This is a genomic window from Rhodococcus sp. IEGM 1351, from assembly GCF_030056875.1.
In the GTDB taxonomy this organism is placed as follows: Bacteria; Actinomycetota; Actinomycetes; order Mycobacteriales; family Mycobacteriaceae; genus Rhodococcus_F; species Rhodococcus_F opacus.
On the sequence record NZ_JASHKU010000010.1, the window covers coordinates 18,410 to 44,963 of the forward strand.

General features: G+C 67.2%; 25 protein-coding genes. 13 read left to right on the forward strand and 12 right to left on the reverse strand.

The window, feature by feature from the left end:
• Positions 1-8: 8 nt before the first annotated feature.
• Complete coding sequence (locus tag QM806_RS18760; RefSeq protein ID WP_283292405.1) at positions 9-1,478, reverse strand: DUF7159 family protein; 1,470 nt, start codon at positions 1,476-1,478, stop codon at positions 9-11.
• 59 nt (positions 1,479-1,537) lie between these two features.
• Positions 1,538-2,068, reverse strand: coding sequence for a class I SAM-dependent methyltransferase (locus QM806_RS18765; protein WP_133985839.1), 531 nt, complete (start codon positions 2,066-2,068; stop codon positions 1,538-1,540).
• Between the two features lie 38 nt (positions 2,069-2,106).
• Here QM806_RS18765 and QM806_RS18770 point away from each other — a divergent pair, with 38 nt between their 5' ends.
• On the forward strand, positions 2,107-2,679 hold the full coding sequence (locus tag QM806_RS18770) for a dihydrofolate reductase family protein (protein ID WP_054247544.1): 573 nt from the start codon (positions 2,107-2,109) through the stop codon (positions 2,677-2,679).
• Here QM806_RS18770 and QM806_RS18775 read toward each other — a convergent pair.
• The 3 genes from QM806_RS18775 to QM806_RS18785 all read right to left on the reverse strand — a co-directional run bounded on the left by QM806_RS18775 (position 2,654) and on the right by QM806_RS18785 (position 4,219).
• Complete coding sequence (locus QM806_RS18775; protein WP_283292407.1) at positions 2,654-3,355, reverse strand: dienelactone hydrolase family protein; 702 nt, start codon at positions 3,353-3,355, stop codon at positions 2,654-2,656. The genes QM806_RS18770 and QM806_RS18775 overlap by 26 nt on opposite strands.
• 11 nt (positions 3,356-3,366) lie before the next feature.
• Positions 3,367-3,660 carry a putative quinol monooxygenase gene (locus tag QM806_RS18780; RefSeq protein ID WP_005249047.1) on the reverse strand — a complete coding sequence of 98 codons (294 nt, stop codon included), beginning with the start codon at positions 3,658-3,660 and terminating at the stop codon, positions 3,367-3,369.
• Positions 3,661-3,721: 61 nt separating this feature from the next.
• Positions 3,722-4,219: a hypothetical protein gene (locus QM806_RS18785; RefSeq protein WP_005263402.1), complete on the reverse strand. Its 498-nt coding sequence runs from the start codon at positions 4,217-4,219 to the stop codon at positions 3,722-3,724.
• Between the two features lie 31 nt (positions 4,220-4,250).
• Here QM806_RS18785 and QM806_RS18790 point away from each other — a divergent pair, with 31 nt between their 5' ends.
• Positions 4,251-5,159 carry an SDR family NAD(P)-dependent oxidoreductase gene (locus QM806_RS18790; protein WP_005263403.1) on the forward strand — a complete coding sequence of 303 codons (909 nt, stop codon included), beginning with the start codon at positions 4,251-4,253 and terminating at the stop codon, positions 5,157-5,159.
• Positions 5,160-5,168: 9 nt separating this feature from the next.
• Here QM806_RS18790 and QM806_RS18795 read toward each other — a convergent pair whose 3' ends face one another.
• Positions 5,169-6,008 carry an SDR family oxidoreductase gene (locus tag QM806_RS18795; RefSeq protein ID WP_120660038.1) on the reverse strand — a complete coding sequence of 280 codons (840 nt, stop codon included), beginning with the start codon at positions 6,006-6,008 and terminating at the stop codon, positions 5,169-5,171.
• Between the two features lies 1 nt (position 6,009).
• The gene (locus QM806_RS18800) at positions 6,010-6,453 is read right to left on the reverse strand and encodes an SRPBCC family protein (protein ID WP_283292410.1); all 444 of its coding nucleotides are present in this window, start codon (positions 6,451-6,453) and stop codon (positions 6,010-6,012) included.
• Between the two features lie 116 nt (positions 6,454-6,569).
• Here QM806_RS18800 and QM806_RS18805 point away from each other — a divergent pair, with 116 nt between their 5' ends.
• Positions 6,570-7,235, forward strand: a complete 666-nt coding sequence (locus QM806_RS18805) for a TetR/AcrR family transcriptional regulator (protein ID WP_005561110.1) — start codon at positions 6,570-6,572, stop codon at positions 7,233-7,235.
• Between the two features lie 32 nt (positions 7,236-7,267).
• Here QM806_RS18805 and QM806_RS18810 read toward each other — a convergent pair whose 3' ends face one another.
• The 5 genes from QM806_RS18810 to QM806_RS18830 all read right to left on the reverse strand — a co-directional run bounded on the left by QM806_RS18810 (position 7,268) and on the right by QM806_RS18830 (position 15,763).
• Positions 7,268-7,717 carry an acyl-CoA thioesterase gene (locus QM806_RS18810; protein WP_005561111.1) on the reverse strand — a complete coding sequence of 150 codons (450 nt, stop codon included), beginning with the start codon at positions 7,715-7,717 and terminating at the stop codon, positions 7,268-7,270.
• Positions 7,718-7,739: 22 nt separating this feature from the next.
• On the reverse strand, positions 7,740-8,654 hold the full coding sequence (locus QM806_RS18815; RefSeq protein ID WP_039953080.1) for a cutinase family protein: 915 nt from the start codon (positions 8,652-8,654) through the stop codon (positions 7,740-7,742).
• Positions 8,655-8,835: 181 nt separating this feature from the next.
• Complete coding sequence (locus QM806_RS18820) at positions 8,836-10,287, reverse strand: glutamate synthase subunit beta (protein ID WP_005263409.1); 1,452 nt, start codon at positions 10,285-10,287, stop codon at positions 8,836-8,838.
• Positions 10,280-14,908 (reverse strand): glutamate synthase large subunit, encoded by a 4,629-nt coding sequence (gene gltB, locus QM806_RS18825; RefSeq protein WP_120660040.1) that lies wholly within the window; start codon positions 14,906-14,908, stop codon positions 10,280-10,282. The genes QM806_RS18820 and gltB overlap by 8 nt, the downstream gene beginning before the upstream one ends.
• Before the next feature lie 306 nt (positions 14,909-15,214).
• Entirely contained in the window at positions 15,215-15,763 is a 549-nt protein-coding gene (locus QM806_RS18830) for a TetR/AcrR family transcriptional regulator (RefSeq protein WP_005263411.1), read from the reverse strand.
• A 54-nt stretch (positions 15,764-15,817) separates the two neighbouring features.
• On the opposite strand from QM806_RS18830, the gene QM806_RS18835 reads away from it, so the two are divergent.
• The 10 genes from QM806_RS18835 (at position 15,818) to QM806_RS18880 (ending at position 25,665) form a co-directional block, all read left to right on the forward strand.
• Positions 15,818-16,840 (forward strand): FAD-dependent oxidoreductase, encoded by a 1,023-nt coding sequence (locus tag QM806_RS18835; protein WP_265146820.1) that lies wholly within the window; start codon positions 15,818-15,820, stop codon positions 16,838-16,840.
• A gap of 300 nt (positions 16,841-17,140) precedes the next feature.
• Positions 17,141-18,001, forward strand: a complete 861-nt coding sequence (locus QM806_RS18840) for a glycoprotein (RefSeq protein WP_283292416.1) — start codon at positions 17,141-17,143, stop codon at positions 17,999-18,001.
• A gap of 71 nt (positions 18,002-18,072) precedes the next feature.
• Positions 18,073-18,750: a DUF8176 domain-containing protein gene (locus tag QM806_RS18845; RefSeq protein ID WP_005565363.1), complete on the forward strand. Its 678-nt coding sequence runs from the start codon at positions 18,073-18,075 to the stop codon at positions 18,748-18,750.
• Complete coding sequence (locus QM806_RS18850; protein WP_283292420.1) at positions 18,747-19,514, forward strand: hypothetical protein; 768 nt, start codon at positions 18,747-18,749, stop codon at positions 19,512-19,514. The genes QM806_RS18845 and QM806_RS18850 overlap by 4 nt, the downstream gene beginning before the upstream one ends.
• 58 nt (positions 19,515-19,572) lie before the next feature.
• Positions 19,573-19,950, forward strand: a complete 378-nt coding sequence (locus QM806_RS18855; RefSeq protein WP_005565367.1) for a hypothetical protein — start codon at positions 19,573-19,575, stop codon at positions 19,948-19,950.
• Positions 19,950-20,573 carry a hypothetical protein gene (locus QM806_RS18860; protein ID WP_120660043.1) on the forward strand — a complete coding sequence of 208 codons (624 nt, stop codon included), beginning with the start codon at positions 19,950-19,952 and terminating at the stop codon, positions 20,571-20,573. Before QM806_RS18855 ends, QM806_RS18860 begins: the two co-directional genes overlap by 1 nt.
• Complete coding sequence (locus QM806_RS18865) at positions 20,570-22,684, forward strand: putative T7SS-secreted protein (protein ID WP_283292423.1); 2,115 nt, start codon at positions 20,570-20,572, stop codon at positions 22,682-22,684. Before QM806_RS18860 ends, QM806_RS18865 begins: the two co-directional genes overlap by 4 nt.
• The gene (locus QM806_RS18870; protein WP_405134904.1) at positions 22,618-23,517 is read left to right on the forward strand and encodes a hypothetical protein; all 900 of its coding nucleotides are present in this window, start codon (positions 22,618-22,620) and stop codon (positions 23,515-23,517) included. The genes QM806_RS18865 and QM806_RS18870 overlap by 67 nt, the downstream gene beginning before the upstream one ends.
• Before the next feature lie 80 nt (positions 23,518-23,597).
• A complete protein-coding gene (locus QM806_RS18875) occupies positions 23,598-25,232 on the forward strand; it encodes an RHS repeat-associated core domain-containing protein (RefSeq protein WP_471897030.1) in 1,635 nt (544 codons plus the stop codon).
• 124 nt (positions 25,233-25,356) lie between these two features.
• A complete protein-coding gene (locus tag QM806_RS18880) occupies positions 25,357-25,665 on the forward strand; it encodes an immunity protein CdiI family protein (protein WP_133985836.1) in 309 nt (102 codons plus the stop codon).
• The last annotated feature ends 889 nt before the right edge of the window (positions 25,666-26,554 follow it).

The following is a 26,554-nucleotide window of genomic DNA, read 5'->3' on the forward strand; positions in this document are numbered from 1 at the left end:
ATATGCGCTCAGAGTCCGGGTATCCGGGGAAACTCCGGCATCGGGAGCGGCGCGGGCGGCGGAATCGTCGGGAGCTGAAACTGCGGCAGACCTGGAACGAGCGGAGCGGGTTCCGGCGTGGTCGGCGGAGCCGACGACGCGTCGGACGGCACGACACCCTGTGCCTCGGGAGCCGCCGGCGCCCGAGTCGGGCTCTGCGGCTGCTGCTGGTACGTGGTGCGCACCTCGGTCTGCGGCGGGATCACCGGCTGCTCGTCGACCACCGACGGGGCGGCTTCCGAAGGCGGGGCCACTTCCGCGGTCGTCGTGGGCTGCGGCGGTATCACTTGCCGCGCTGCCGGCGCCTGCGTGTTCGACTGCGTAGCGGCCGGTTGCGCGTCCTCCTCCGCACCCTGCAGGAGGTCGGTGCCGACGCCGAGTCCGAGACCCACCGCGGCGACCACGGCCACGACACCTCCGGCGAGGACGAGGCCACGACGCTTCCGGATCGGTGCCGACTGCGACTCGGGCTCCGGCTCCCTCTCGGATTCGAGCTCCAGCTCGGACTCGGGCTCGAACTCCGGCTCGGGCTCGAACTCCGGCTCGAACGGGTGGTCCGGCGCCACCGCCGCGACGAACTCGTCGGACGTCGGACGCGCCAGCAGGGCCGCACCCTCCGCCGCCACCAGTTCCGGCTGCGCGGGGACGATCACCGGAAGGTCGAGCCAGGACTCCATCACCGATGTGACCAACGGAATATGTGCGCCACCGCCGATCAGCACGGCGGCGTCGGGGAGGCGTCCCGAGCGGCGAATGACCTCCCGGGTCAGGCGCGCCGACGTCTCGACCGGGCCGACGATGAGCGAATCGAAACTGTCCTGCGACAGGAGAAGAAGACCGCCCTCGCCCGGCATGCACACCGCGCCGTTGGTGGACAGCTGTTCCTTCGCATCGCGGCACCGCGCGGCGAGCGCGAGCGCGGATGCCGCGTCGGCGGGGTGCGCGAAGCGGTGCAGTTCGATTTGATTGTCACAGATGAGCCTGTCGACGAGATCGCCGCTGATCTGGTCCGAACGCGCACTGCTCAGCACCATGCCGGTGTCCCGGTCGACGACGGTGACGGTGAGACCCGAACTGCCGAGGTCGTAGAACACGAGCGTCGAGTGGTCGCCGAGTTCTCCGGACATCTCGAGCATCTGGAGTGCGGCCGTCACCTCGGGGACCATCTGGAAGTTGCCGATCTGGAGCCGGGCCATCGCGGCCTGCACGGCACCGGCCTGCGCCTCGTCCTGGTACGCGACACCGATGGCCTGCACCTCGTCGGTCTCGTCGCGCTCGGCGAGCACCGTCCCGATGGACTCGGCGGCCAGTTCCTCCGGCCGTTCGAGTGTTGCGGTCACCGACCGCGATTGGAAGATCGGCGTTTCGAGAGTCACGGCGTCGTGGCACGCGAAGCGCACCGCGCTGGCGCCTACCGATACACCGAGAACTGAAGTCATGACGCAGACTATAACGGTTCGGTCACGGGTCTCGCGCATGAAGCAGACCGGACGGCACGTCAGGCGCTTTTCGGCCGTACCCCAGTGACGCACATCGGGTTCCCGTTCGTGACATCGACGTCGAAACCTGCGGAAACCAGAGCCCGCGTGGCGGTATCCGCAACACGCCGCGACTTGTCACGGTCGTGTACGGACACCGCTCCGCCGTACACGAGGTGCAGGATTCCGCCCGGTCGGAGCGCCTCCCACAGGACGCGTATCTCGGCGGTCGCGTCACGCACCCAGAACACGTTGACGTTGACCGCGAACGCCTTGTCGAAGGAGGCCTGATCGCAACGAAATCCGGCGAGGTCGGTGTTCCGGAGCACCACCGTCCCCGTCGAGACGTGGGCGTCGTTGCGCCGCGCCGCCCGTTCGATCGCCGTCGTCGATCGGTCGAGCGCGGTGATCCGTCCGCCGTCGAGTTTCTCGGCGACGAGAGAAATCGCTACACCCGGCCCGCAACCCACCTCTAGGATCCGATCGCGAGGATTCACGTCGAGACGATCGACCGCCCACAGCAACCGACCGGGAATGCCCGCAGCCCTCACGGCATACCACCTATCCGAAGCGCCCCAGTAAGGACACCATGCGGGACCTCACCTACTTCGTCGGCATCACCATCGACGGCTTCATCGCCGGCCCGGACGGCGACATCGGTTTCTTCCCGATGCACGACGACATCCTCGGATTCATGGCGCAGGAATACCCGGAGACGATTCCGACACACCTGCGGGAGCAGTTCGGCGTCGACGGCGCCAACAAGCAGTTCGACACCGTGATCCAGGGCCGCGCAACGTACGAGCCCGCCCTGGCCGTCGGCATCACGAGCCCGTACGCGCACTTGCGTCAGTACGTCGCTTCCCGCACTCTGACCGAAAGCCCCGATCCCGCCGTCGAGATCGTCGCCGACCCGCTCGAGAAGGTCCGGAAGCTCAAGGCCGAGAACAGCGCGCTGGGCGTCTGGGTGGCGGGCGGTGGCGAGCTCGCGGGCACCCTCCTGCCGGAGATCGACGAACTGGTCGTCAAGCACTATCCGGTGGTGGCCGGCCGCGGAACTCCGATGTTCGGCGGCGACTTTCGGCCCACCCACTTCGATGTCGTCCACCGGGAGGCCTACCCGAGCGGGGCCGCGGTCAGTCGGTTCCGGCGGCGCGTGTGACGTCGACGTGGGTGCCGAACCACTGCAGCGTTCGTGCCCATCCGTCCCGGGCGGCCTCCTCGTTGTACACGGCGGGACGGTCGTCGCAGTGGAAGCCGTGTTCGGCGTCTGCGTAGCGGACGATGTCGGTGTCCACCGGCGCGTGGGCGAACGCGGCGCGCAGCTCCTCGACTTCCTCGGTCGGAATCCCCTTGTCGCGGTCGCCGAACAGGCCGAGCCACGGCGTACTCAGCTGCCCGGCGACGTCGAGTTGCGATGGATACCCGAAGCGTCCGTTCGCGACGCCTCCGCCGTAGAAACTCACTGCGGCCCCCAGGTCGAGGCGCGTCGCCGTGTGGAACGCGACCGTTCCGCCCATGCAGAATCCGACGATCGCGGTGTTCCGCGGGTCGATCGAGGCCGCCGACAGGGTCGCGACGGCCCCGTCGACGTCCTCGTCGATGTGCGCGGCGGTGAGCTCACCGATCAACGACATCGCCGACTTCATGTCGTCGTACTCCAGCACCGGATCGCCGCTCCGGTGGAACAGGTGCGGCGCGACCGCGTGGTACCCGGCGGCGGCGAAGCGGCGGCAGACGTCGACGATGTGCCCGGTGACGCCGAACGCCTCCTGGATGACGACGACACCGCCGCGGACGGGACCTTCAGGGGTGATGCTGGTGAGTGGTGTGGTCACGAACTACGACTCTAGGAAACCGGCTTCAGCGGGTGGATCGCCGGTGCCCCGGCGAGGTGCTCACCGAACGTCCCGAGCGCGGCCTGGAAGTGCGGCGACTTCATGTGCGCGTCGACCGCCTCCTGACCGGTCCACACCTCGACGGTGACGAAGGTTCCCGCGACCGCGGCTGATTCGAACACCTCGTACGAGATGCAGCCCTCTTCCTTGCGGCTCTCCGCGGCCAGCGCGGACAGTCCGTCGCGGACGGTGTCCTCGGAACCGGGCTTGGCAGGAATGGTCGCTACGACATGCAGATCGGACATCGACTCCCTTTCGTGAACGCCACCTCGTGTGGCCCGTCTCACGTAAGCACAGTTGGGTCGGCTAGGAAACCCGAAGTCGCGTCAAATAATCGGTGACCTTCGGTTCGTCCCAGCCGTGCGCTTCACGGAGACCGTCCGCGATGGTCGCGAGATAGGCGGGTGCCGGTGCGTTCCTGGCGACGACGTCGCCGCGGGCCCGGGTGGTGAACGTGCACATGGGAACATCGTGGCGGGCTCCGAGAGTGACCAGGCGGTCGTAGCAGGCGGGTTCCTGCGCGTGGATGTCCTCGAACTGCTCCTGTGTCACCAGGAATGCGCGGGCCGCGACGGTGCCGGGCGCGTCGGGGTCGTAGAACGCGCGGCCGCCGCCCCAGATCCGTGACTCTCCCGCGAAGAACACCGAGCCGGGTATCACCACCGGTACCGACTCGCGGGGGGCGCTCGCGTCACGGGCGCCCGTGTGCACGAGGTTGCCCCCCGCCGGGCAACCACCACGCAGGTAGCAGGTCAGACGCGTCGTCGCCATGTTCGATCCATAGCTGACGTACCAGATCAGCACACACACGACCGTACTCGGACAAGATGGTCACATGAGTCTTCTCGGCGAAGTAAGAGGCTGGCGCAGCGGTACTCGGAAGCATCACCGCCTGCGGGACCTCGACGGCACTCTCGTCGTCGTCACCGGTGGCGGCAGCGGGATCGGCCGCGAGACCGCGCTGGCGTTCGCGTCCGAAGGCGCTGTCGTGGTGGTCGCCGACCGCGACCTCGAATCCGCGCAGCTGACCTCCGATCTCATCAACTCCGCCCAGATGAAGGGCGGCGGTGCGGTGGCCATCTTCGGCGGCGGCTCCCACGCGTATCAGGTGGACGTCGCGGTGGAGGACGAGGTGCAGCGCTTCGCGGAGAAGGTGCAGGCCGAGCACGGCACCCCCGACATCGTGGTCAACAACGCCGGAATCGGATATTCGGGCACGTTCACGAAGACCCCGCAGAAGGATTTCGAGCGGGTGATGGACGTGAATTTCTGGGGTGTCGTCTACGGCTCCCGCGCGTTCTCCCAGCAGATGATCGACCGCGGAACCGGTGGGCACATCGTCAACCTGTCGTCCGCCGCGGCTTTCACGCCGCAGAAGCGACTCACCGCGTACGCGACGAGCAAGGCCGCGGTGTTCATGCTGTCGGACTGTCTCCGTGCGGAATTGGTGAACCACGGCATCGGCGTCAGCGCCATCTGTCCCGGACTGGTCCACACCAACATCGTCAAGGCCACCGACTTCGCCGGCGCCACACCGGAGGAGCAGACGAAGATGCGGGACCGGGCCGACAAGCTCTACCGCAGACGCGGTTTCACCCCGGACCGGGTGGCGACGCAGATCGTGAGGGCCGTCAAGCACAACAAGGCCGTCGTCCCCGTCACGCCCGAGGCCAAGTTCGGGCGTGCGCTGAGCCGCCTGGCCCCGGGCAGCATGCGGCTCGGCGCACGCTTCGACCTCGGCTGATCCGAAACGTCAGGGGGTGGGTGCCTGCACCCGACCGGTGTAGGCGTCCATGCTGTGGTACACACCGAGCCGGTCGGCCAGACGGTCCCAGGCACGCACCGGCAGCACGGCTTTCGCCACCCGCGACAGATACAGCGACCGCGGCAGCATCAGCAGAGGCTTCCCCTGCTTCATCGCCCGCCACGACCGGGCCGTGACGTCCTCCGGGCTCAGGATCGGGGCGAACAGGGGGTTCTTCACACCGTCGAACATGCCGGTGGAGATGTAGCTCGGGCACACGGTGGTGACCTTGACGTGCCCGTGGCCGGCCTGGACCAGTTCGAGTCGCAGCGAATCGCTCCAGCCCAGGGCAGCCCACTTCGACGCCGCGTACACGGCCATTCTCGGTGTCGCCACGGTCCCGGCGGCGGAGGCGATGTTCACGATGCGGCAGTCCCGGCCGCGGTCCTCGATCATGGCGGGCAGGAACTCGTTCGTGATGTACATCGGTGCGAGCGTGTTGACGTCCATCACGAATCTGGTGTCCGACTCGTGGTCGTGATCCCAGAAGTACTTGCCACGCACCACCCCGGCGTTGTTGACGAGCACGTCGGGACGACCGACCGCGTCCCGCACCTCGGCGGCCGCCGTGCGGACGGATTCGAGGTCGGCGACGTCGACGACGTGTGCGCTGACGGTGCACCCCGATTCGCGCAGTTCGTGCGCCGTGCGTTCGAGCGCGGCGGCGTCGATGTCCCACAACACCACCGTTCCGGCGCGGTCGGCGGCGGCGAGCCGGGCGAACAGACGCCCCATCCCCATGGCCGCCCCGGTGATCAGGACCGTCTTGCCCGCTACCGAGAATCCCACGTCATGCTCTCCTGCGGTCGAGACCGGCCGCGCCGGCCGGCTCGTGGTAGAGGGTTTCGATCCGATCCTTCAACGTGGCCTGTGCACGTCGCAGCGCCTGCCACACCACGGGTGCGGCGACACCGCCGAGCAGTTGTCCGGCCGGTCTGCCGGGAGAGTGGTAGCGGAAGGCGACGGTGAGCTCCGTTTCGTCCGGGCTGACCGCGTCGAACGTCCAGACCGATCCGTGCACGCCGTGATCGGCCTCGACGACGAGCCGGCGACCCGGGTCCGATGCGACGACCCGGGCGCGGGACGGCAGCGTGATCGCACCGGGCACGGTCGCCGGATCCGCAAGGTACTCGAAGGCCATCGCGGGCGGAATGACGATCACCGTGGTGCTGCGTAAGCCGATCATCGAACGCCCGGAACTGCGGGGGCCGGACAGGCAGAGCTGAATGGACAAGACGGATATCCCAACGTGTCGACGTCCGAGGCAGAGAATGTGTGGTACATCGATGTACCGCATACTGCCGACGGTATACGGAAACGCAGCGACAGGGAAGACTACGATTCGATTCGATGACGAAACCCCAGCAAGACGCCGGTGACGGGCGCGCTGCCCGGTGGCGCGGCCAACGCGAGAAGCGGCGCTCGGAGTTCGTCGAACGGGCACTCGTCGCCATCGACGCAGAAGGTCCCGACGTGTCGGTCGCGACGATGGCCGTCTACGCCGAGGTCGCGCGAACCCGCATCTACCGGCACTTCGACGACAGCACCGACCTCAAGAACGCCGTCGCCCGGCGGGTCGCGGCGATGATGCTCCTCGAATACGCCCCCGTGATCACCGTCGACGGCGCACCGCACGCCATCCTCACCCGCGCCGCCCGCACCCACCTCGACTGGGTCACCGAACACGCCAACCTGTACCGCTACCTGATGTCGTTCTCCCCCGCGGCCGGAGAGGTGCGGCGGGCCATCAGCACCGCGGTCGCCGACATGCTCCACCCCTACCTGGACGCTCTCGGCGCGCCCGCCACCGCGACACCGCTGGCCAATGCGCTGATCGGGATGGTCGAGTCGGTGTCCGCGGAGTGGATCGATCGACCGGGCGGCACCGACGTCGGCGCGCTGACCGAACAGCTGGCCGCGTGGGCGTGGGCGCTGGTCGACGCCACGATGCGCAGCCGCGGCGCGGTCCTCGACCCGGACCGTCCCCTACCGGCCCCCGACGACCTCCGCACGTGAGTGGGAAAGCGTGCCGGAACACACATTCCCACTCACGTGCGGGACCAGCGGGTCAGGTACTCGCGCTCGGTGGCGGTGATGCGGCGTAGCCGCTGGGCATCCACGTCCGCGACGGCCATCTGAGTGGTGGCGGTGACGGCAGGCGGGTCGGTGATCGGGGTACGGGCGCCCCGGACTTCGTAGCCGATGGTGAAATCCACCGCCCGGTGCTTGGCGATCCACATGGTGATCCGCAGGGGACTGTCGGAGTGCCGCAACTGTCCTCGGTACTTCACGTGGATGTCGGCGATGAACGCGCTCGTGATGAGCGACGAGTTCTCGCTGCCCTCGCTGAGCAGCCAGTCGATCCGGGCCTCTTCGAGCAACGTCACCATCCGCGCATGGTTGATGTGCTGAAAGGCGTCCATGTCGGACCACCGAACGGTCACGAAGGCGTCGTAGCCGACGACGGCGGCAGGGGTGTCAGTCACGTTGGACATCATCCCCTGCCGCCGTCGGCCGAACTCACGCGATGTCGCGCAACCAGTTCCTCAGCCACGTCGTGGCGGGCGTACCCGATCCGTCGACCGCGTACCTGGTGTAGTCCTGGTGAGCCTGCGACTTGTAGAACTGCTCCAGCTCGTCGATGCGCTTCTCGTTGGACTGCTCGTCCAGCTGAGCCATCAGGGCCGGCACACCGCCCACAGCGAGGATGTCGTTCCAGATCGCGAGCGCTTCCTGCTGGTAGCGCCCGAACAGCGTCGGCGTCGGATCCGACGTCTGCGCGAGGAACCCGGCGAGCCGCGTCACGAAGTCTTCCTTCGGCGTGGAGCAGTACAGGTCGCCGTACGCGCAGAAGGTGCGCGTGTTCTGGCTGACCCAGCCGAACCCGCCGATGCGGGGACCACCGGCGCCGCTGCCTGCGACGGCAGGGCCGACGAGCGCGTCGGTCGGCGACCGCCGCGGATCGGACACGAGTCCGACGGCCGCGATCTTGTCCGCGGGCACCACACCGAGGCCGGTGCCGATCTCCGCAGCGAGATCACCCGCCGCGTCGGCGCCCTGGCTGTACCCGATGATCGACAGCTTCGTGTCGGGGCACTGCTGCGACATCGACGACAGCATGCCCTTGGCATTGCTGACCGCCTGCGCCTTCGAGCGCCCGTACACCTCGGACTCCCACGGGAAGGCCGTGGCGGCGTACGTGACGTAGTCGGTGCGGATCGACGACGGCAGACCGTTCGTCACCGCGGACAGCAGACCCGGCGTGGGCCTGACATTGTCCTTGGTGGACGTTTCCCACGTCCCCGGAATCGCGACCACGTACAGACTCGGGCAGGGGTCCGCGTTCGCCACTGCGCTCGTGCCCGCTACTCCCGATACCACCGGGATGGCTGCCGCAGCAGCCACTGCGGTCAGAAATGCGACAACCCGTTTCATTGCCATGGCCTCAACCTGTTCTCCCCTTCGCCGTCCTGCAGACGGGATGCTGCCAGGGCGACGTGACCTAAAGATGCACGATCGGTAAATGAACGTTACCGACCGAACGTGACCCCCGCACGATAAACCGACACCCCGGTAGGAAAACCTACCGGGGTGCGGATTGTACGAGCAGTTACATCTACCGCTGCGGGGCGGTGGTGGTCTCGATCGGAGACGGCAGCGCCGACTCGCCCTCGAGGTACGCATCGACCGCGGCGGCCGCCGAGCGACCCTCGGCGATGGCCCACACGATCAGCGACTGACCGCGTCCCATGTCGCCGGCCACGAAGACGCCGTCGACGTTGGTGGCCCACTTCGCGGAGCGGGCGACGTTGCCGCGCTCGTTGAGGTCGACGCCGAGATCGGTGAGCAGGCCCGGCTTCTCGGGTCCGACGAAGCCCATCGCCAGCAGCACGAGGTCGGCCTCGAGCTCGAAGTCCGAACCCTCGACCTTCTCGAAACGACCCGACTTCATCTCGACCTCGTGGGCCTTCAGTGCGGTCACCTTGCCGTCGGCACCGACGAACCGTTCCGTGTTCACGGAGAAGAGGCGTTCGCCGCCCTCCTCGTGCGCGGACGCGACCCGGTACATCAGCGGGTACGTCGGCCACGGGGTGTGCTCGGCGCGGGTCTCGGGCGGTCTCGGCATGATCTCGAACTGGTGAACGCTCTCGGCGCCCTGACGGTGCGAGGTGCCCAGGCAGTCCGCGCCGGTGTCGCCGCCGCCGATGATGACGACCTTCTTGCCCTCCGCGGTGATGGTCGGCTTCTCCAGGTCGCCGAGCTGCACACGGTTGGCGATCGGCAGGAACTCCATCGCCTGATGGATGCCGTCCAGCTCGCGGCCGGGGATCGGCAGGTCGCGGGCCTCGGTGGCACCGCCGGCCAGGACCACGGCGTCGAACTGCGCGCGCAGTGCGTCCGCGGTGATGTCGACTCCGACGTTGACACCCGTCTTGAAGACGGTGCCCTCGGAGTTCATCTGATCGAGACGGCGGTCGATGTGCCGCTTCTCCATCTTGAACTCGGGGATGCCGTACCGCAGCAGCCCGCCGATGCGGTCGGCCCGCTCGAACACGGTGACCATGTGCCCGGCGCGCGTCAGCTGCTGCGCTGCAGCGAGCCCCGCAGGACCGGAACCGACGACGGCGACCTTCTTGCCCGTCGAACGGGTCGGGTGCACCGGCTTGACCCAGCCCTCGTCGAAGGCGCGGTCGATGAGCTCGACCTCGACCTGCTTGATGGTGACGGGGTCCTGGTTGATGCCCAGGACGCACGACGCCTCACAGGGTGCGGGGCACAGCCGCCCGGTGAACTCCGGGAAGTTGTTGGTCGCGTGCAGACGCTCGATGCCGTCGTGCCACCGGTCCTTGTAGACCAGGTCGTTCCACTCGGGAATCAGATTCCCCAGCGGACAGCCGTTGTGGCAGAACGGGATACCGCAGTCCATGCACCGGCTGGCCTGAGTCTTCAGGGTGTCCGGCGAGAACTCCTCGTAGACCTCGTTCCAGTCGAGCAGGCGCAACGGCACCGGCCGGCGAACCGGAAGTTCGCGTGACGTGTGCTTCAGGAAGCCGCTTGGATCACCCACGAGCTGCCTCCATCACTGCCTCGTCCACGTTCTTTCCATCCTTCTTCGCGGCCTCGATGGCCAAGAGCACCTTCTTGTAATCGCGGGGCATCACCTTCGCGAAATGATTGACCTGCTGCGACCAGTCGGACAGGATGCGCGCGGCAACCTCCGAGCCCGTCTCGTCGCGGTGACGCTCGATGGCGGACTTCAGCCAGGTGAAGTCGTCACCCGTCAGGTCCTCGAGATCCACCAGTTCCGTGTTGAGGTTGTCCTCGAACACCTTGTCCGGGTTGTAGACGTACGCAACGCCACCGGACATGCCGGCACCGAAGTTACGTCCCGTCGCACCGAGGATGACGACCTTTCCACCGGTCATGTACTCGCAACCGTGGTCGCCGACTCCCTCGACCACCGCGGTGGCGCCGGAGTTACGGACCGCGAATCGCTCGCCCACGACACCGCGGAGCAGAGCCTCACCGCTCGTGGCACCGAACAGGATCACGTTGCCGCCGATGATGTTGTCCTCGGCGACGAAGCCGGGCGCGGTCTCCAGCGGCGGGCGCACCACGAGGCGTCCACCGGACAGGCCCTTGCCGACGAAGTCGTTGGCATCGCCGTGCAGGCGCAGGGTCATGCCCTTGGGGACGAACGCACCGAAGCTGTTCCCGGCCGAACCGGTGAACGTGATGTCGATCGTGTTGTCCGGCAGGCCCTCGCCGCCGTACACCTTCGTCACCTCGTGGCCGAGCATGGTGCCGACCGTGCGGTTGACGTTGGTGATCGGCGACTCGAACGTGACCTTCTGGCCCTTGTCGAGAGCGTTGCGGCTCTGAACGATCAGCTGCTGGTCGAGTGCCTTGTCGAGGCCGTGATCCTGGGTGCCTGTGCAGTACAGGTCCTGGTCCATGAACGCCGACTCGGTCTCGTGCAGGATCGGCGACAGGTCGAGGTTGCCGGCCTTGGTGCCCTTCCAGTGCTCGAGCGCCTTCGTGGTGTCGAGGACGTCGACCTGTCCGACGGCCTCGTCGAGGGTGCGGAAGCCGAGCTCGGCGAGGAGTTCGCGCACCTCTTCGGCGATGAAGAGGAAGAAGTTCTCCACGAACTCCGGCTTGCCGTTGAACCGCTTGCGCAGAACGGGGTTCTGCGTGGCGACACCCACGGGGCACGTGTCGAGGTGGCAGACCCGCATCATGATGCAGCCCGACACCACCAGCGGGGCGGTCGCGAAACCGAACTCCTCGCCACCGAGCAGCGCGGCGACCATGACGTCGCGGCCGGTCTTGAGCTGGCCGTCCACCTGCACGACGATGCGGTCGCGCAGACCGTTGAGCAGCAGCGTCTGCTGGGTCTCGGCGAGGCCGAGCTCCCACGGGGCGCCCGCGTGCTTCATCGACGTCAGCGGGGTGGCACCGGTGCCACCGTCGTGACCGGAGATCAGCACGACGTCCGCGTGTGCCTTGGACACACCGGCGGCGACGGTGCCGACACCGACCTCGGACACCAGCTTCACGTGGATCCGGGCCTGCGGGTTGGCGTTCTTCAGGTCGTGGATCAGCTGCGCGAGATCCTCGATCGAGTAGATGTCGTGGTGCGGCGGCGGCGAGATCAGCCCGACGCCGGGCGTGGAGTGCCGGACCTCGGCCACCCACGGGTACACCTTGTGCGCCGGCAGCTGGCCGCCCTCACCGGGCTTCGCTCCCTGCGCCATCTTGATCTGGATGTCGGTGCAGTTGGTCAGGTAGTGCGACGTGACACCGAAGCGTCCCGACGCGACCTGCTTGATCGCGGACCGCCGCCAGTCGCCGTTCTCGTCCGGGGTGAAGCGGGCCGGGCTCTCGCCGCCCTCACCGGAGTTGGACCGGCCGCCGAGGCGGTTCATGGCGATGGCGAGGGTCTCGTGCGCCTCGGCGGAGATGGAGCCGTAGCTCATCGCACCCGTCGAGAAGCGCTTGACGATCTCGGTAGCGGGCTCGACCTCGTCCAGCGGGACGGGCTCGCGGACGCCCTTCTTGAACTCGAAGAGACCGCGCAACGCCGCGAGGCGCTCGGACTGGTCGTCGACCAGCTTCGTGTACTCCTTGAACACCTCGTACTGCCCGGTGCGCGTGGAGTGCTGCAGCTTGAACACCGTGTCCGGGTTGAACAGGTGGTACTCGCCCTCACGACGCCACTGGTACTCGCCGCCCACCTCGAGCTCGCGGTGCGCGCGCTCCTCGGGACGGTCCAGGTACGCGTTGGAGTGCCGGACCGCGACGTCGGCGGCGATCTCGTCGAGGCCGATGCCGCCGAGGCTGGACTGCAAGCCGGTGAAGTACTCGTCGACCAGTTCCTGCGACAGGCCGATGACCTGGAACAGCTGGGCGCCGGTGTAGGACGCCAGGGTGGAGATGCCCATCTTGGACATCACCTTGAGCACGCCCTTGCCCGCGGCCTTGATGTAGTTCTGGATGGCCTTGTCGAGGCTGACGCCCTGCAGTTCGTTGTTCTGCACCGCCTCGTCGACGGTCTCGAACGCCATGTACGGGTTGACCGCTGCCGCACCGAACCCGATGAGGAGCGCCATGTGGTGCACCTCGCGGGCGTCGCCGGCCTCGACGATGAGGCCGACCTTCGTGCGGGTCTTCTCGCGCACCAGGTGGTGGTGCACGGCCGACGTCAGCAGCAGCGACGGGATGGGCGCGTACGTCTCGTTCGACTCACGGTCGGACAGGACGACGAGGCGCGCACCGCCGGCGATGGCCTCCGACACCTGGTAGCGGACGTCGTCGAGGGCCTTGCGCAGACCCGCTCCGCCCTCGGCCACCGGGTACAGACCGCGGACGATGACGCTGCGGAAGTTCGGGAATTCACCGTCGTCGTTGACGTGAATGAGCTTCGACAGGTCGTCGTTGTGCAGGATCGGCTGCGGCAGGAAGATCTGCCGGCAGGACTCCGCGGTGGGGTGCAGCAGGTCGTGCTCGGGGCCGATGGTGCCGCCGAGGCTGGTGACGACCTCCTCGCGGATGGCGTCGAGCGGCGGGTTCGTGACCTGCGCGAACAGCTGCGAGAAGTAGTCGAACAGCATCCGCGACCGCGAGGACAGCACGGCGATCGGGGTGTCGGTACCCATGGAGCCGAGAGCCTCGGCGCCGGAGAGCGCCATCGGCTTGACGAGGAGGTTGACCTCTTCGTTGGTGTACCCGAACATCTGCTGACGCAGCACGACGCGCTCATGCGACATGTAGGTGTACGGGCGGTCCGGCAGGTCGTCCATGTGGGTCAGACCCTGGTCGAGCCACTCCTGGTAGGGGTGCTCGGCGGCCAGTTCCGACTTGATCTCGTCGTCGCTGATGATGCGACCCTCGGCGGTGTCGACGAGGAACATGCGGCCGGGCTGCAGCCGGATCTTCTTCACGACGGTGGCGGGGTCGATCGGCAGGACGCCGACCTCGGAGGCCATGACGACGAGGCCGTCGTCGGTCACCCAGAGACGCGAGGGGCGCAGGCCGTTGCGGTCCAGGACGGCGCCGATGACGGTGCCGTCGGTGAAGCACACCGACGCCGGTCCGTCCCACGGCTCCATGAGCGACGAGTGGTACTGGTAGAACGCCCGGCGGGCGGGGTCCATGCTCTCGTGCCGTTCCCAGGCCTCCGGGATCATCATCAGCACGGCGTGCGGCAGGCTGCGGCCACCGAGGTGCAGCATCTCGAGCACCTCGTCGAACCGCGCGGTGTCGCTGGCGCCGTTCGTGCAGACCGGGAAGATCTTCTCCAGCTGGCTGCGCCGATCCTTGCCGGGCCCAACCTCTCCTGACCCACCGAAGATGTCGCTGTCGATGAGCGCCTCACGGGCACGCATCCAGTTCTCGTTGCCGGTGACGGTGTTGATCTCACCGTTGTGGGCCACGCGCCGGAACGGGTGGGCCAGCGGCCACGACGGGAAGGTGTTGGTCGAGAAGCGCGAGTGCACGAGGCCGAGGGCCGACTCGACGCGCTCGTCCTGCAGGTCCAGGTAGAAACCCTTGAGCTGCGGAGTGGTCAGCATGCCCTTGTAGACGAACGTCTGGCTCGACAGGCTCGGGAAGTACACGGTCTCGCGACCGGGGCCGTCCTTGCCGGCGCCTTCGCTGCCCAGCTCGTGCTCGGTGCGCTTACGGACCACGTAGGCGCGGCGCTCGAGGTCGAGACCGGTGAGGGCGTCGTTCTCGCTGCCGATGAAGATCTGCCGGAACGTCGGCATGGCGTCGCGGGCCAGGGCGCCGAGCGACGAGTCGTCGGTCGCGACCTCACGCCAGCCGAGGACCTTCAGGCCCTCGCTCTCGACGATCTTCTCGACGGCGTCGGCTGCGCGCTGCGCGTCGGCCTTGCTCTGCGGCAGGAACGCGATGCCGGTGGCGTACGTGCCTTCCGCGGGCAGCGGGAAGTCGACCACGGCGCGGAAGAACTTGTCCGGGACCTGGAGGAGGATGCCGGCGCCGTCACCCGTGTTGGGTTCGGAGCCCGCGGCACCACGGTGCTCGAGGTTCACCAGCGCGGTGATCGCCTTCTCGACGATGTCCCTGCTGCGGCGGCCCTTCATGTCCACGACGAACGCGACACCACAGGAATCGTGCTCGTTCGACGGGTGATACAGCCCCTGGGGGCCTGGAAGTTGCTTCATACCTAGCCTTCGTATGCCAAAAGATGCACCGACGACCAGCAGCGCTGATGGCCATCAACTTGCAATGCAGGTGCCGTCACGACGTGATCGGCACCACCGATCGGCTATCGCCCTTTTGCAGCACGCTGGGTGTGGTCCTCGCACCGGGCGACGTGGCTTTTCGGTCGGGTCGGACTTTCGTGGGTCCAACGTGTAACGAAAACGATAATTCAGAACCCCCGACGAAACACAACTTAGGTTGGCCTATTTACCCTCTGAACTGGGCATTGTCGAGGGCGGACCTCGTCCGACTGCACTGAGTACATGTTAAGTGAGAGCGCCGAGCACCGCTGTAATTCCCGCAGTCGGATCGAAATCGAGATCCGGGACGGTGAGTTGATGAAGGATCACACCGTCCAGGTAGTCGGTGACCACCACTGCGTCGGAAGCCGGGTTCCTCGATCCCACGAGTTCCAGCATCTCCGCACCCCACTCTACGAGCGCGCGGCGCGCCGATCCGATCTTCGCGTCCAGTCCCGGCGTCACGGAGGCCTCGACGAAGAGTGCGTAGCGGGCACTCGTGCGCACGCGGTCCGGACCAGTGGAGAAGCTCACGAACGCAACCAGGGCCTCGACCAGGGCGTCCGTGCCGGCCGGCCGGAGTTGCGCGAACTTCTGCCAGTCCTCCCGGTCACGTTCGACCAGCCGTGTGACGATCCCCTCGAGCAGCGCGCCCCGGCTGCGGAAGTAGTTGGACGCGGACCCCTGGGGCATCCCGGCCAGTTCGTCGACGCCCCGGTGCGTGAGGGCCCGGACCCCTTTGGTGCCGAGAAGCGTGATGGCGGCGTCGAGCACCTTCTCCCGTTTGTCTGCCATACCCCGACACTACAACGGTAGTAAATCCACTACACCCGTAGTACCGTGGTGGTCATGACGCACTCCGCAGCAGTCCTCGGCGGCGGCATCGGCGGACTCGCCGTCGCCCGCTACCTGTCCCGCGCCGGCTGGCACGTCGAGGTCTTCGAGCGTGCCGACACCCTGCCCACGTCGGGCACCGCGCTCGGCATGTGGCCGCAGGCGCTCGACGCGCTGGACGCGATCGGTGCAGGTGACCGAGTGCGCACGCTGGGATCACCCCAGCACCGCGGTTCGCTCCTGCGCCCCGACGGATCCGTGATCGGCACCATCGACAACCGCGACCGCACCGCCTACCTGCTGTCGCGGCCCGCCCTCCTGGCCACACTGGCCGAGACCCTGCCCGACGGAATGATCTCGTTCGGCACACCGGCCCCCGCCCTCGACGCGCTGACGGACCACGACGTCGTGATCGGCGCGGACGGTCTGCGCAGCCCGACCCGCCGACAACTGTTCGGCGAGAAGTTCGAGCCACGGTACACAGGAGCGACCGCCTGGCGCGGGTGGGTGCCCGGCCATCGCGACACCGTCAGCGAAACCTGGGACGTGGACGCGCTTTTCGGCATCACCCCGCGCGACGGTGATCTCGTCAACTGGTTCGCGTGCGTCCGCACCGACGCCGGGCACCCCGGCGGCCTCGACTACCTCCGCTCGCGGTTCGGGAACTGGCACGCCGACGTCCGGGCAGTACTGGATGCCGCCACCCCCGACGCGATGCTCCACCACGACCTGTACGAGTCCCCCGCGCTGCCGTCGTACGTGTCGGGCAACACGGCCCTGCTCGGCGACGCGGCCCACGCGATGGCACCGAACCTCGGCCGGGGCGCCTGCGAGGCACTCGTCGACGCAGTCGCGCTCGGCCGATTCCTCACCGCAGACACCGACATTCACACCGCGCTACACCGTTACGACCGCACGCGGCGGCCCGCGACGCGGCGGCTCGTGCGTGGATCGCGCGCCATGTCCTCCCTCGCGATGACCGGCCGCCTCCGTCCGCTGCGCGATCTGACGGTGAAGCTGGCCGCGGGCCTGGCCTGACCGGAATGCGGGGGCGCGGGAACGCTTGCCCGTCTGGTACTTTGCCGCGGTAGGGGGACGAGAAAGAACCGGGGGCGGTCATGGGGGCGGTGGACGACGGCTGCGGCAGTGCGCCGGCAGCACGGACGTATCTCATCGGGGAAGCAACACATCCACCTGGTCGGTGGAGGCATTCTGCTGTGCTCGCTTCCCTCTTTCGGTGCCTCTGAACTGCACCACTCTTGCGTTTGCTTCGTCAGCACCAGTCCGTTCGATCACCATGTCCGTTCGACTTCAGGAGTCAAAGACTTGAGAATCCGCATGCACGCTCTGGCAGCCGCGATTTCGGTGTCCGCTGCCGCACTGCTCGGTGCCGCGACGGCACACGCCGCTCCGACCACCCCGCCGTCCACGTCGCAGCCGGGCGTCACCGACCCGCGGGACGCGCCCACCACGTCGCAGCCCGGCGTGACGGACCCGACGACGCCACCCACCACGTCGCAGCCCGGCGTCACCGACCCGGCGGCTCCGGCCGCGACGACGCCCGCTCCCCCGCAGGCTCCGCTGGCGGTGCCGGGTGCCGAGACGGTTGTGCCCGCTGCTCCTGACCTGGCAGCGACCACCGCCGAGGGAGTCGTCGACGAGGGAGTGGTCGACGAGGCACCGGCCGCCCAGCCGGCGACCGTGTGGATCGACCCCGACGACATGCCGAAGGCGCACCAGGCACCCGTCGCCCCCGCCCTTCCCGTGCCGAAGCCGGTGGTCGAGGTCAATGCGGCCGTCGACACACTGGTCGGCGCGGTGCCGGTTGCCGCCAACGGACGCCAGTACGGCAACCCCGAGGGATACGTCGGCACCATCGGCTGGCGCATCGGTGACGCCACCGGCACCGCGGGCATCGCCGTCGACCCGTTCTCGCCGACCGCGGCCACCGTGTCCGCGTTCTCGGCCGATTCCAACGCCGAGCACCCCACCAACTGGTCCGCGCCCGTCGACGTCACACCCGCCGCCGCCGCGATCGCGGATGCGGCCCACCGGTACCCGGCCTTCGGGGAACTGGTCCAGACGATCGCGTCCCTGCCCGCACCGCAACTGCCGCAGCTGCAGTCCACCGACAGCGGTCCGGCCACCACGACGATCGGCGGCGTGAACGTGCGCAGCCAGGCGACGCTGCACGTGTGATCCGATTCCCTCGCGTGGAGCCCGCCAGGGGTCGGCTCCGCGCGAGGGAATGAGGTGTGGAGGATTCAACTGTGACAGAACCGCCGAACAGGGCACCCCTCGACCGCTTCTCGCACTGGTTCCCGCCCTTCGCGTCGGCCCCGGCACCGCGGTCGACGGCTCCTGCCGCGGAAACCGAGCAGCAACCCCCCGCTCCGACGTGGCTGGCCCCGGGCGACGAGCCCGATCCCACCCCACCTGTTCGCAGCGGTCGCGGCAAGCAGACACTCGCGGTCGCCGGAGCCGCGGCAGCGGTGATCGCCGGGATCGCCGGTGTGGTCGCCGTGTTCAACTCGACGTCCGGTGATGCGAGCGGAACCCCCGTCGCCGCTGCCGATTCGGGCTGGTGCGTCGAATCCCGCGACGGCTCGACGGTGACCGGCAACGGTCCGGGCGGGACCTCCGACGGCGTCGCCGCGATCCTGGGCTTCGACCACGCGTACTACGTCGCACGGAGCGGCGCGAAGGCCCGCGAGGTGGTCGCACCCGACGCGCCGGTGGGGTCCGCCGAGACCATCCAGGGCGGCATCGATTCGGTGCCCGAGGGCACCGAGCACTGCCTCGCCATCACCGAGACAGAACCCGGCCGCTACGCCGTGACGCTGTCGGAGCTGCGACCGGACGGGTCGGCGAAGAAGTACGAGCAGGTCGTGACCACCGCGGACCGCGACGGTCGCACTTATATCACATCCATTGGAGACGCGAAGTGACCGACCAACTGCTGCAAGCACTTCCGGTGTCAACTCTCGTCCTCGGGGCGTGTGGAGGAGCCGCCGCCACCACGACGACGCTCGGGCTCGCCAACACCGCGGCAGCTCGCGGCGGCGCGGTCGTGGCCGTCGACGCGACACCCGCGGGCGGCGATGTCGCCGAACGCGGCGCCGACGCCGTGCTCTCCGTGAGCGGCCTCGAGCAACTGGTGGCCGCCGGCCCCGTCGCGGACGACGTGTTCGACGGGTACTTCTCCCGCACGAGCGCCGGGACCCGCATCCTGAACCGCATCGGGAATCAGACCGCATCAGAACGTGAATTCCATACTGTCACAGGGACACTCCGCGCTCGCGGTGTGAGTGCCGTTCACGACCTCGGTCACCGGTTGCGTGCCGCGTACCTCGCGCCGCTGCTGGCCACTCCGTCGCCCATCGTCCTCGTCGTGCCGTGCCGGGCGGACGCGTTCAACCGTCTCCGCTCCGCGTTGCAGTCGATCGGTGACACGCTCGGCGAACCAGCGCTCGCCCGCACCGTCGTCACCGTGTCGAATCAGGACGCCACCGGCTGGCAGGTGGACGTCGACCTCCTCCGCGAGTACCTGGGCGGACAGGTGTGGGGCATCGAGACCATCCCCTACGACGAACATCTGGGCATGGGGATCGTCATCGAACACAGCAAGCTGGCACCGGACACCCGGGCCGCGTACGAGCGGGTGTCCGCGGCAGCGTCGGCGGTAGCCGAAGGTCGGCCGGAACGGGTCTGAGCGGGGCGCGTCCAGTACCCTCCCGGGCGGGGAGGACATTCGACATCAGGGGGCTGTCATGGGGGAATCCGTCGGCGACTGCAGCGCGTTGCTCGCCGAAATGCACGCGTTCCGTCAGGGTTTCGGCCAGCCGGCGCTGCTGACCGACGCCCTCCGTTCGGCGCTGCTTCTCATTCCGCTGACCGGCGACGACCGGCTGCTGACCAGCACGTTCGGCGGACTGAATTGGGTGTGCGCCTTCACCAGCAAGCAGGAATACGCCCGGTATCTGCTCGCCCGCGACGAACAGGGCGGGCCGTGCCGCTTCCACACCGTGTTCGGGTGGCGGTTGCTCGACATCCTCGTCCCGTCAGTTCCCGGCCCGACCGGGGTCGTCATCGACGTCGCCGGTGCCACACCGATGGCCTTCCCGCCGGCAGTCGAAGAGGTGGCCTGATGGGTGACCACCTCGAAGTCGACCCGTCGGTGCTGATCCAGGCGGCGCAGGGCATCACGGCGATCACCGAATCACTGTCCGGGCTCGGGACCGGCGAAACAGCATCCGTGGGGCGCGGGTTCTCCCTCCTCGCCCTGTCGCCGATGGAAGCCGGGAAGCAGGAGGTCCAGACGAGTCTCGAGGAGTTCGCGGAACGGTGGTCCTGGGGAGTCCGTCATCTCGTGCAGTCGGCCAACGAGATCGCCCGCGTCCTCGATCTGGCTGTGGGCAGCTACTACACCACCGAACAGGTCTACTCGGATGCGCTGAAAACGGTGTGGACGAACACCGTCGGCAACCCCCACCTCAGCGGCGACGAGATCAGCGACCGCACATGGGGCGAAACGCTCGCGGACAATCCGATCAACCAGACGCTCAACGCCGATTACAGCCTCGAATCATTCGAGGCGGCAGACCAGGCCATCGCAACCAACAACGAGGTCATCGCCGCCGTCGGCCCGCAGGCCCTCGCCAATGTCTCCCCGCTGGCGGACATGCTCGATTCGGGCACCACACGAAACTGGGACACCGACGCAACGGAGCAGGCCGCCGAGATCATGTCGGCTGGTGGCGGTCCGTCGTGAGCTGGCTCAGTGATACGTGGGACGACGCGAAGGGTGCGATCGACGACTTCGGCGACGCCGCCGAGAATGCGATCGAGAGCACCGTCGAGAACGTCGGGCAAGCTGCCGATTCGGGCCTCGATGCCGCGGCGGGACTCGCGCAACGGGTCGGCGCCGACGGCATCGCAGATACCCTGACCGATCTCGGTGACGACATCGCCAGTGCCACCGGTGGACCCGTCGACGAACTGGACCTGGGACAGACCGAAGAACCGAAGGAACTGATCCGCGGTGAGCCGTCGGCCATCGCCGAAGCGACCACCACGCTGACCGACCTGGCCACGAGCATCGGCTCCACCGGTGACGCACTGCGCACCGTCGACGCGGCCGATTGGACGGGCAGCGCGGCTGACGGATTCAACGAGATCTTCGACAAACAACCCGCACTGTGGCACGACGCGGCCGACGCGATGAACTCCGCAGCCCGGACACTCGTCTCCTGGGGTCATACCGTCGAAGCCGCCCAGGCCCGCGCCGCCGACGCGGTGGCGCGATGGAAGCAGGCCGAGGCGGAGGAGAGGGCAAAGAAGTCCGCCTACAACGCACTCACCGGTGAGCAACAGGCAGACCACCCACTCGTCGACACCTGGACCGCGATGCGCGAGGAGGCCCGCGAAATCCTGCGGGGCGCCCGAGCGGACCGCGACGGCGTGGCCGGCCAGGTCTCCGGTGCACTGACCAGCGCCACCGCGACAGCCCCCACGGAGCCGCCCTTCACCGAACGGTGGATGAACAACCTCACCGACGCCACCGACGGCGTGCACCTGGGCGTCGCCAACTTCTACTCCGGTCTGCTCACCGGACTCAGCGGAATCGTCCAGTTCGTCCGGCAGATCAACCCGACCGACACCTACAACATGACGCATCCGGCCGAATACCAGGCCGGCCTGTCCAACCTCGCGACGGGAATCGTGGTCGCGGCCGCCGACCCCGGCACCATGGTCTCGACGATGGTCAGCGACATCCGGAAGAACCCACTCGAGTTCGCCGGAAGCCTCACCGGCGACGCAGTGCTCACCGCCGCCACCGGCGGTGCGGGCGCAGGAGTCGCAGGCGCTCGCACCGCGGTCCGCGTGCTCGACACCGCCGGCGATCTCGGCATCGGTGCCCGACTCCTCGACGACGTCGCGGACGTCAGCCACATCCCGAAGCCCGACACCCCGCACGTCGACTCGCCCACTCCGCACGCGGACACGCATCCGACGAGCACCGACCCGGCACCGACTCCCGAACCGCGCAGTCCCGAACCTGCCCATCCCGGCCCCGCCGAGCATGCCGGTGCGGATTCGGGCGCGAACGACGCCGCTCACGACGCCGGCCCCGAAACCGATCGCACGAGCAACCAGAACTGCGAAGGCCGCGACCCCGTCGACGTCGCGACCGGTGAATTCCTGCTCCCCGAAACCGATCTGACACTTCCCGGTGTGCTGCCACTGGTGTTCGGCCGGCGGCATCGTTCCGGCTATCGGTTCGGTCGCTGGTTCGGTCCGAGCTGGTCGGCCACCGTGGACATGCGCGTGGTGGTCGAGGAACCGGGGGTGACGCTGCTCGCCGAAGACGGTGTCATGCTCACGTATCCGCACCCCGAGGTGGGGACGCCGGTGATGCCGGATCCCGGGCAGCGCTGGCCGCTGTCGCGGACCGACACCGGCGGCTACCGGGTTCACGACCCCGACCGCGGACTCACCTGGCATTTCACACCCAAGCCGGAACTGGACGGTCTCGACTCCGCGCTCGGCAACATCGCAATCAGTGCGATCACCGACCGCCACCGCAATCGCATCCTCTTCCGGTACGACACTTCCGGGACCCCCGTCGAGGTGTCGCACTCCGGTGGCTACCGGGTTCTCGTCGACACACGGTCCGGCCGGATCGTGGGGTTGTCCGTCGTCGACGGAGACACTGCCACCCCGGTTCGCCGGTTCGACTACACCGACGGGCAACTCACCACCGTCGTCAAGGGCGACGCGGCTCGACTCGGTACACGTACGACGCGGAAAACCGCATGCTGTCGTGGGTCGACGGCAACGGCAACCGCATGGTCAACACGTACGACGCGGACGGGAGGGTAGTCCGGCAGAACGGCACCGGCGGCATCCTCGACTCCGAGTTCGACTACCGCACCAACGCGGAGTCCACGGGCTCCGTCACCGTCGTCACCGACTCGACCGGCGCGGCGACGGTCCACGGTTTCGACTCCGACCTGCGGCTGCGGGACCTCGTCGACGCCGCAGGGTCACGCACCCACACCGACTACAACGCGCGGCGAGAACCGTTGCGAGTCGTCGGACCTGACGGCGCGACGACGAGCTACCTCTACACCGCCGACGGAGACGTCGCCCGGATCACCCGACCCGACGGACACGCCGTCGCCATCGACTACGCCGGCCCCCGCCAACCGGCGACGATCCACCATCCCGACGGCACGATGTCGCGGCAAGAATGGGATGAGCAGGGAAACCTCGTCGCCGTCGTCGATGCGGCCGGTGCACGCACCCGGTACGGGTACGACGCGTCGGGAAGCCTCACCTCGATCACCGACGCGGCCGGGGGTCGCACATTCGTCGAATCCGTCCGGGCCGGACTGCCGGCCGCCGTCACGGATGCGAACGGCGCCGTCACCCGCATCACCCGGGACGGGTTCGGCCGACCCACCACCGTCACCAACCCCACCGGGGAGACCACCACCTACCGATGGTCGGCGGACGGTCAGCTCGTCGCGCGCACTCACCCGACGGCGCTGTCGAGACCTGGGCGTACGACGGGGAGGGCAACCTCCTGGTCCACACGGACGCGGTCGGCGCCACCACCCTCTACGAGTACGGCGCGTTCGACCTCCTCGCCGCCCGCACCGATCCCGACGGCAGCACCACCACGTACGGCTGGGACACCGAGCGGAGACTGACCTCCGTCACCAATTCGCTGGGCGCCACGTGGTCCTACCGATACGATGAGGTCGGCCGGCTCGCCGAGGAAACCGATTTCATCGGCGCCACAACTACTTACACGTACGACACCGCGGGTCGCGTCGCATCGGTCACCCCCGCCACCGGCATCACCCGCCGGCACACGTACGACATTCTCGGCAGCGTCACCGACATCCGTGCCGACACCGGCGAACATCTCCACTACGCGCACGACCTCGCGGGACGCGTCACCACCGCCGTCTCCGGCACCCGCCGGCGGGAAGTCCATTCCCTCACATTCACGTACGGCCCGACCGGGCAGTTGGTCAGCGAGACCGTCGACGACAACCCGGCGTTGCGGTTCGAATACGACGCGGTCGGTCGGCGCACCACGAGGCACAGCCCCACCGGAAGCGATACGAGTTGGCAGTGGGATCCCACGGGGCATCTCCTCGGACTCACCACCGACGGCCACCACCTGGCCTTCGGCCACGACTCCGTCGGCCGATTGACCGACTGGCGCGTCGGAGAACTCGCCGTGCGACGAAACCACACCCCGCGCGGCCAGCTCGCCAACCAGGACGTGATCGCCCATCCAACGTCCACCCTGAATCTCGGACTCGAGCCGAGCGTCCAGCCCCGGGCGCTGAGACAGGACAGTTACGCATACCGGCCGGACGGATACCTCGTCGACCACACCACCCAGCGGGACGCGTCCAGGGTGGTCCGACGCAGCTTCGACCTCGACCCGGCCGGTCGGATCACCGCTGTCGTGCAGGACGGCCATGCCACCGAGCAGTATCGCTACGATCCGCTCGGCAACATCACGGACTCCGGCTCGGATCGTCGCGAGTATCTCGGCAATCTGCTCGTCCGCGACGGCCGCACCCGATTCCACTACGACGCCGTGGGACGTCTGATCCGGAAGACCACCACCCGGCTGTCACATGCACCGGACGTGTGGCACTACCGCTACAACGCGTTCGATCAGCTCACCGACGTCACCACCCCCGACGGCCGGCACTGGCAATACACCTACGACGCCCTCAGCCGACGCGCCACCAAACAACGACTCGACCACGACGGCACCGTCGCCGACCTCATCCGCTACACGTGGGACGGCACGCACCTACTCGAGCAGAGCTCCGGCGACACCACCACCCGATGGAACTACCAGCACGGCAGCTACACCCCCCTCACCCAGGCCGTCAGCCGCACCTCCGACATCGACCGTCTGTGGGATCAGCGGGCCGTCGACACCGAGTTCTACGCCATCGTCACCGACCTCGTCGGAACACCCATCGAACTCGTCGATCCCCGCACCGCCGACCGCGTCGCCGACGCCACCACCGACCTGTGGGGAAACACCATCTGGCACGGCGCCACCGACACACCCCTCCGCTTCCCCGGCCAATACCACGACCCGGAAACCGGACTCCACTACAACCTGCACCGGTACTACAACCCCGACACCGCCCGATACCTCACCCAGGACCCGCCCCCTCACCCAACCCGAACACCTACCCTCACAACCCCACCGGATGGACCGACCCACTCGGCCTGGTGCCGGCGGCGTGTGATGGGACAAACGGGAAAGCGTTCGAACATGACTACGACTATCACCCAAGGATTCGAGCAAGAGGACTCGAGGATCCGACTGGGCACAACTTTCCGTACTCATTTGATGACGAGATACTGCGGCGGCAACCGATAGTTCAGAACGACGGTTCTCTGCTCTATCGCGCCGATGGTTTCCTCAATGGAAAGCCGGGATATTATGAGATTGCTGTAAATACGGATCGAAATCTCATTTTTCACCGAACATGGAGGTCTGGGAGTTGAAGTATCTAAAGCTTTCGGCTGATTTTCTGGCTCTATCACTGGTCGACCAACAAGATGGTCCAACCAGCCCCTCAGAACTGGGACTGTCCACGGAATTGCAGAATATGCTCACCGATTGGAATTCCGATTACCAGACAATCATACCGTTGAGTATGTCGGTACGGTCGAGCGAGCAGTGGAACTCTATCATCTGTTCATTAGACACTCGGGGCCTCAATCTTGCGCAAATGATCGCCGATGAACTAGTTGATGATGCCAAGGTTGAATACTATAGCGAAGGCTTGCTGAAAAGAATCGATCACTGAGACGCCGTCGAAATTATCCCACGCTTGATCTTTTCGAATACGTTCCGTGCCGAAACCGAGCAACGGCTCGGTGAACTACGGAGAACATTGCGAGATCGAAGCCGAGAGTGGTGGCGCAGGGCAGTTACTATCGATACTGCAACTCTGGTCGCAGTTGCAGTCGGGAGATGCTTGAATTTTTCAAATTGAAGCCGGACAGGAATGGAATCCCGAATAGTGGACAAATTTGATGCCCTGATACCCAGCGAGATCCACAATCGAGAGGGGCTTATCGAGTTCATCGTCAACTCTCAGCTGAAGTGGCAAACAGTTCCGAAGAGTTCGAGAACCTCACCACTCATGACTATCTGTCAGCTGCGGCGGCATGGACGGAGGAAATGACGGCTACTTCGACAACCTTGGCCTACCTCTGCCGATAAATCCTAATTGGAGCTTCATCGCCACGATTCCGACTGCCGCACTTCGGTACGAATAGCGGAATCTCGTGCTAACCGGAGGGCACGTCGAGGTCAGTCACATCCGCGAACGTTTTAGCTATGTGCGTCCGCAATTGCGTGCGCAGATGACCAATTGGTGCGCGGGTGTGTAAGACTCGACATCCGTGTACCACCCATTCGAAATACCCGCTCCTGACGAACTGGCGAGATTTCATCAGATAGCGTCCCAGCCGTTGCCTGATATCCCGGGCGGCTATATCCTTCGCGCATCAACTGATCGCGGTGGAGATGTCGAACTCGTCGTCGACCCTCTGGGCCGGTCCATCAGGCTCAGGTTTTCGGTTCTCTTACATCTTGTCTTCGACCTTTTTCGCGAAGGCGCAACGCGACTCCGACTAGCCGAAACCTACGGTTCACTGGTCATTGCAATAGAATTCGAAGCGGGCGAAATT

Bases quoted from the DNA above. Each gene is read 5' to 3' on its own strand.
- QM806_RS18830 (WP_005263411.1), bottom strand. From the start codon at position 15,763: ATGGCAGACAAACGGGAGAAGGTGCTCGACGCCGCCATCACGCTTCTC.
- QM806_RS18770 (WP_054247544.1), top strand. From the start codon at position 2,107: ATGCGGGACCTCACCTACTTCGTCGGCATCACCATCGACGGCTTCATC.
- QM806_RS18860 (WP_120660043.1), top strand. From the start codon at position 19,950: ATGGGTGACCACCTCGAAGTCGACCCGTCGGTGCTGATCCAGGCGGCG.
- QM806_RS18870 (WP_405134904.1), top strand. From the start codon at position 22,618: ATGCTGTCGTGGGTCGACGGCAACGGCAACCGCATGGTCAACACGTAC.
- gltB (WP_120660040.1), bottom strand. From the start codon at position 14,908: ATGAAGCAACTTCCAGGCCCCCAGGGGCTGTATCACCCGTCGAACGAG.
- QM806_RS18835 (WP_265146820.1), top strand. From the start codon at position 15,818: ATGACGCACTCCGCAGCAGTCCTCGGCGGCGGCATCGGCGGACTCGCC.
- QM806_RS18760 (WP_283292405.1), bottom strand. From the start codon at position 1,478: ATGACTTCAGTTCTCGGTGTATCGGTAGGCGCCAGCGCGGTGCGCTTC.
- QM806_RS18780 (WP_005249047.1), bottom strand. From the start codon at position 3,660: ATGTCCGATCTGCATGTCGTAGCGACCATTCCTGCCAAGCCCGGTTCC.
- QM806_RS18810 (WP_005561111.1), bottom strand. From the start codon at position 7,717: ATGATGTCCAACGTGACTGACACCCCTGCCGCCGTCGTCGGCTACGAC.
- QM806_RS18855 (WP_005565367.1), top strand. From the start codon at position 19,573: ATGGGGGAATCCGTCGGCGACTGCAGCGCGTTGCTCGCCGAAATGCAC.
- QM806_RS18790 (WP_005263403.1), top strand. From the start codon at position 4,251: ATGAGTCTTCTCGGCGAAGTAAGAGGCTGGCGCAGCGGTACTCGGAAG.
- QM806_RS18815 (WP_039953080.1), bottom strand. From the start codon at position 8,654: ATGAAACGGGTTGTCGCATTTCTGACCGCAGTGGCTGCTGCGGCAGCC.
- QM806_RS18840 (WP_283292416.1), top strand. From the start codon at position 17,141: ATGCACGCTCTGGCAGCCGCGATTTCGGTGTCCGCTGCCGCACTGCTC.
- QM806_RS18805 (WP_005561110.1), top strand. From the start codon at position 6,570: ATGACGAAACCCCAGCAAGACGCCGGTGACGGGCGCGCTGCCCGGTGG.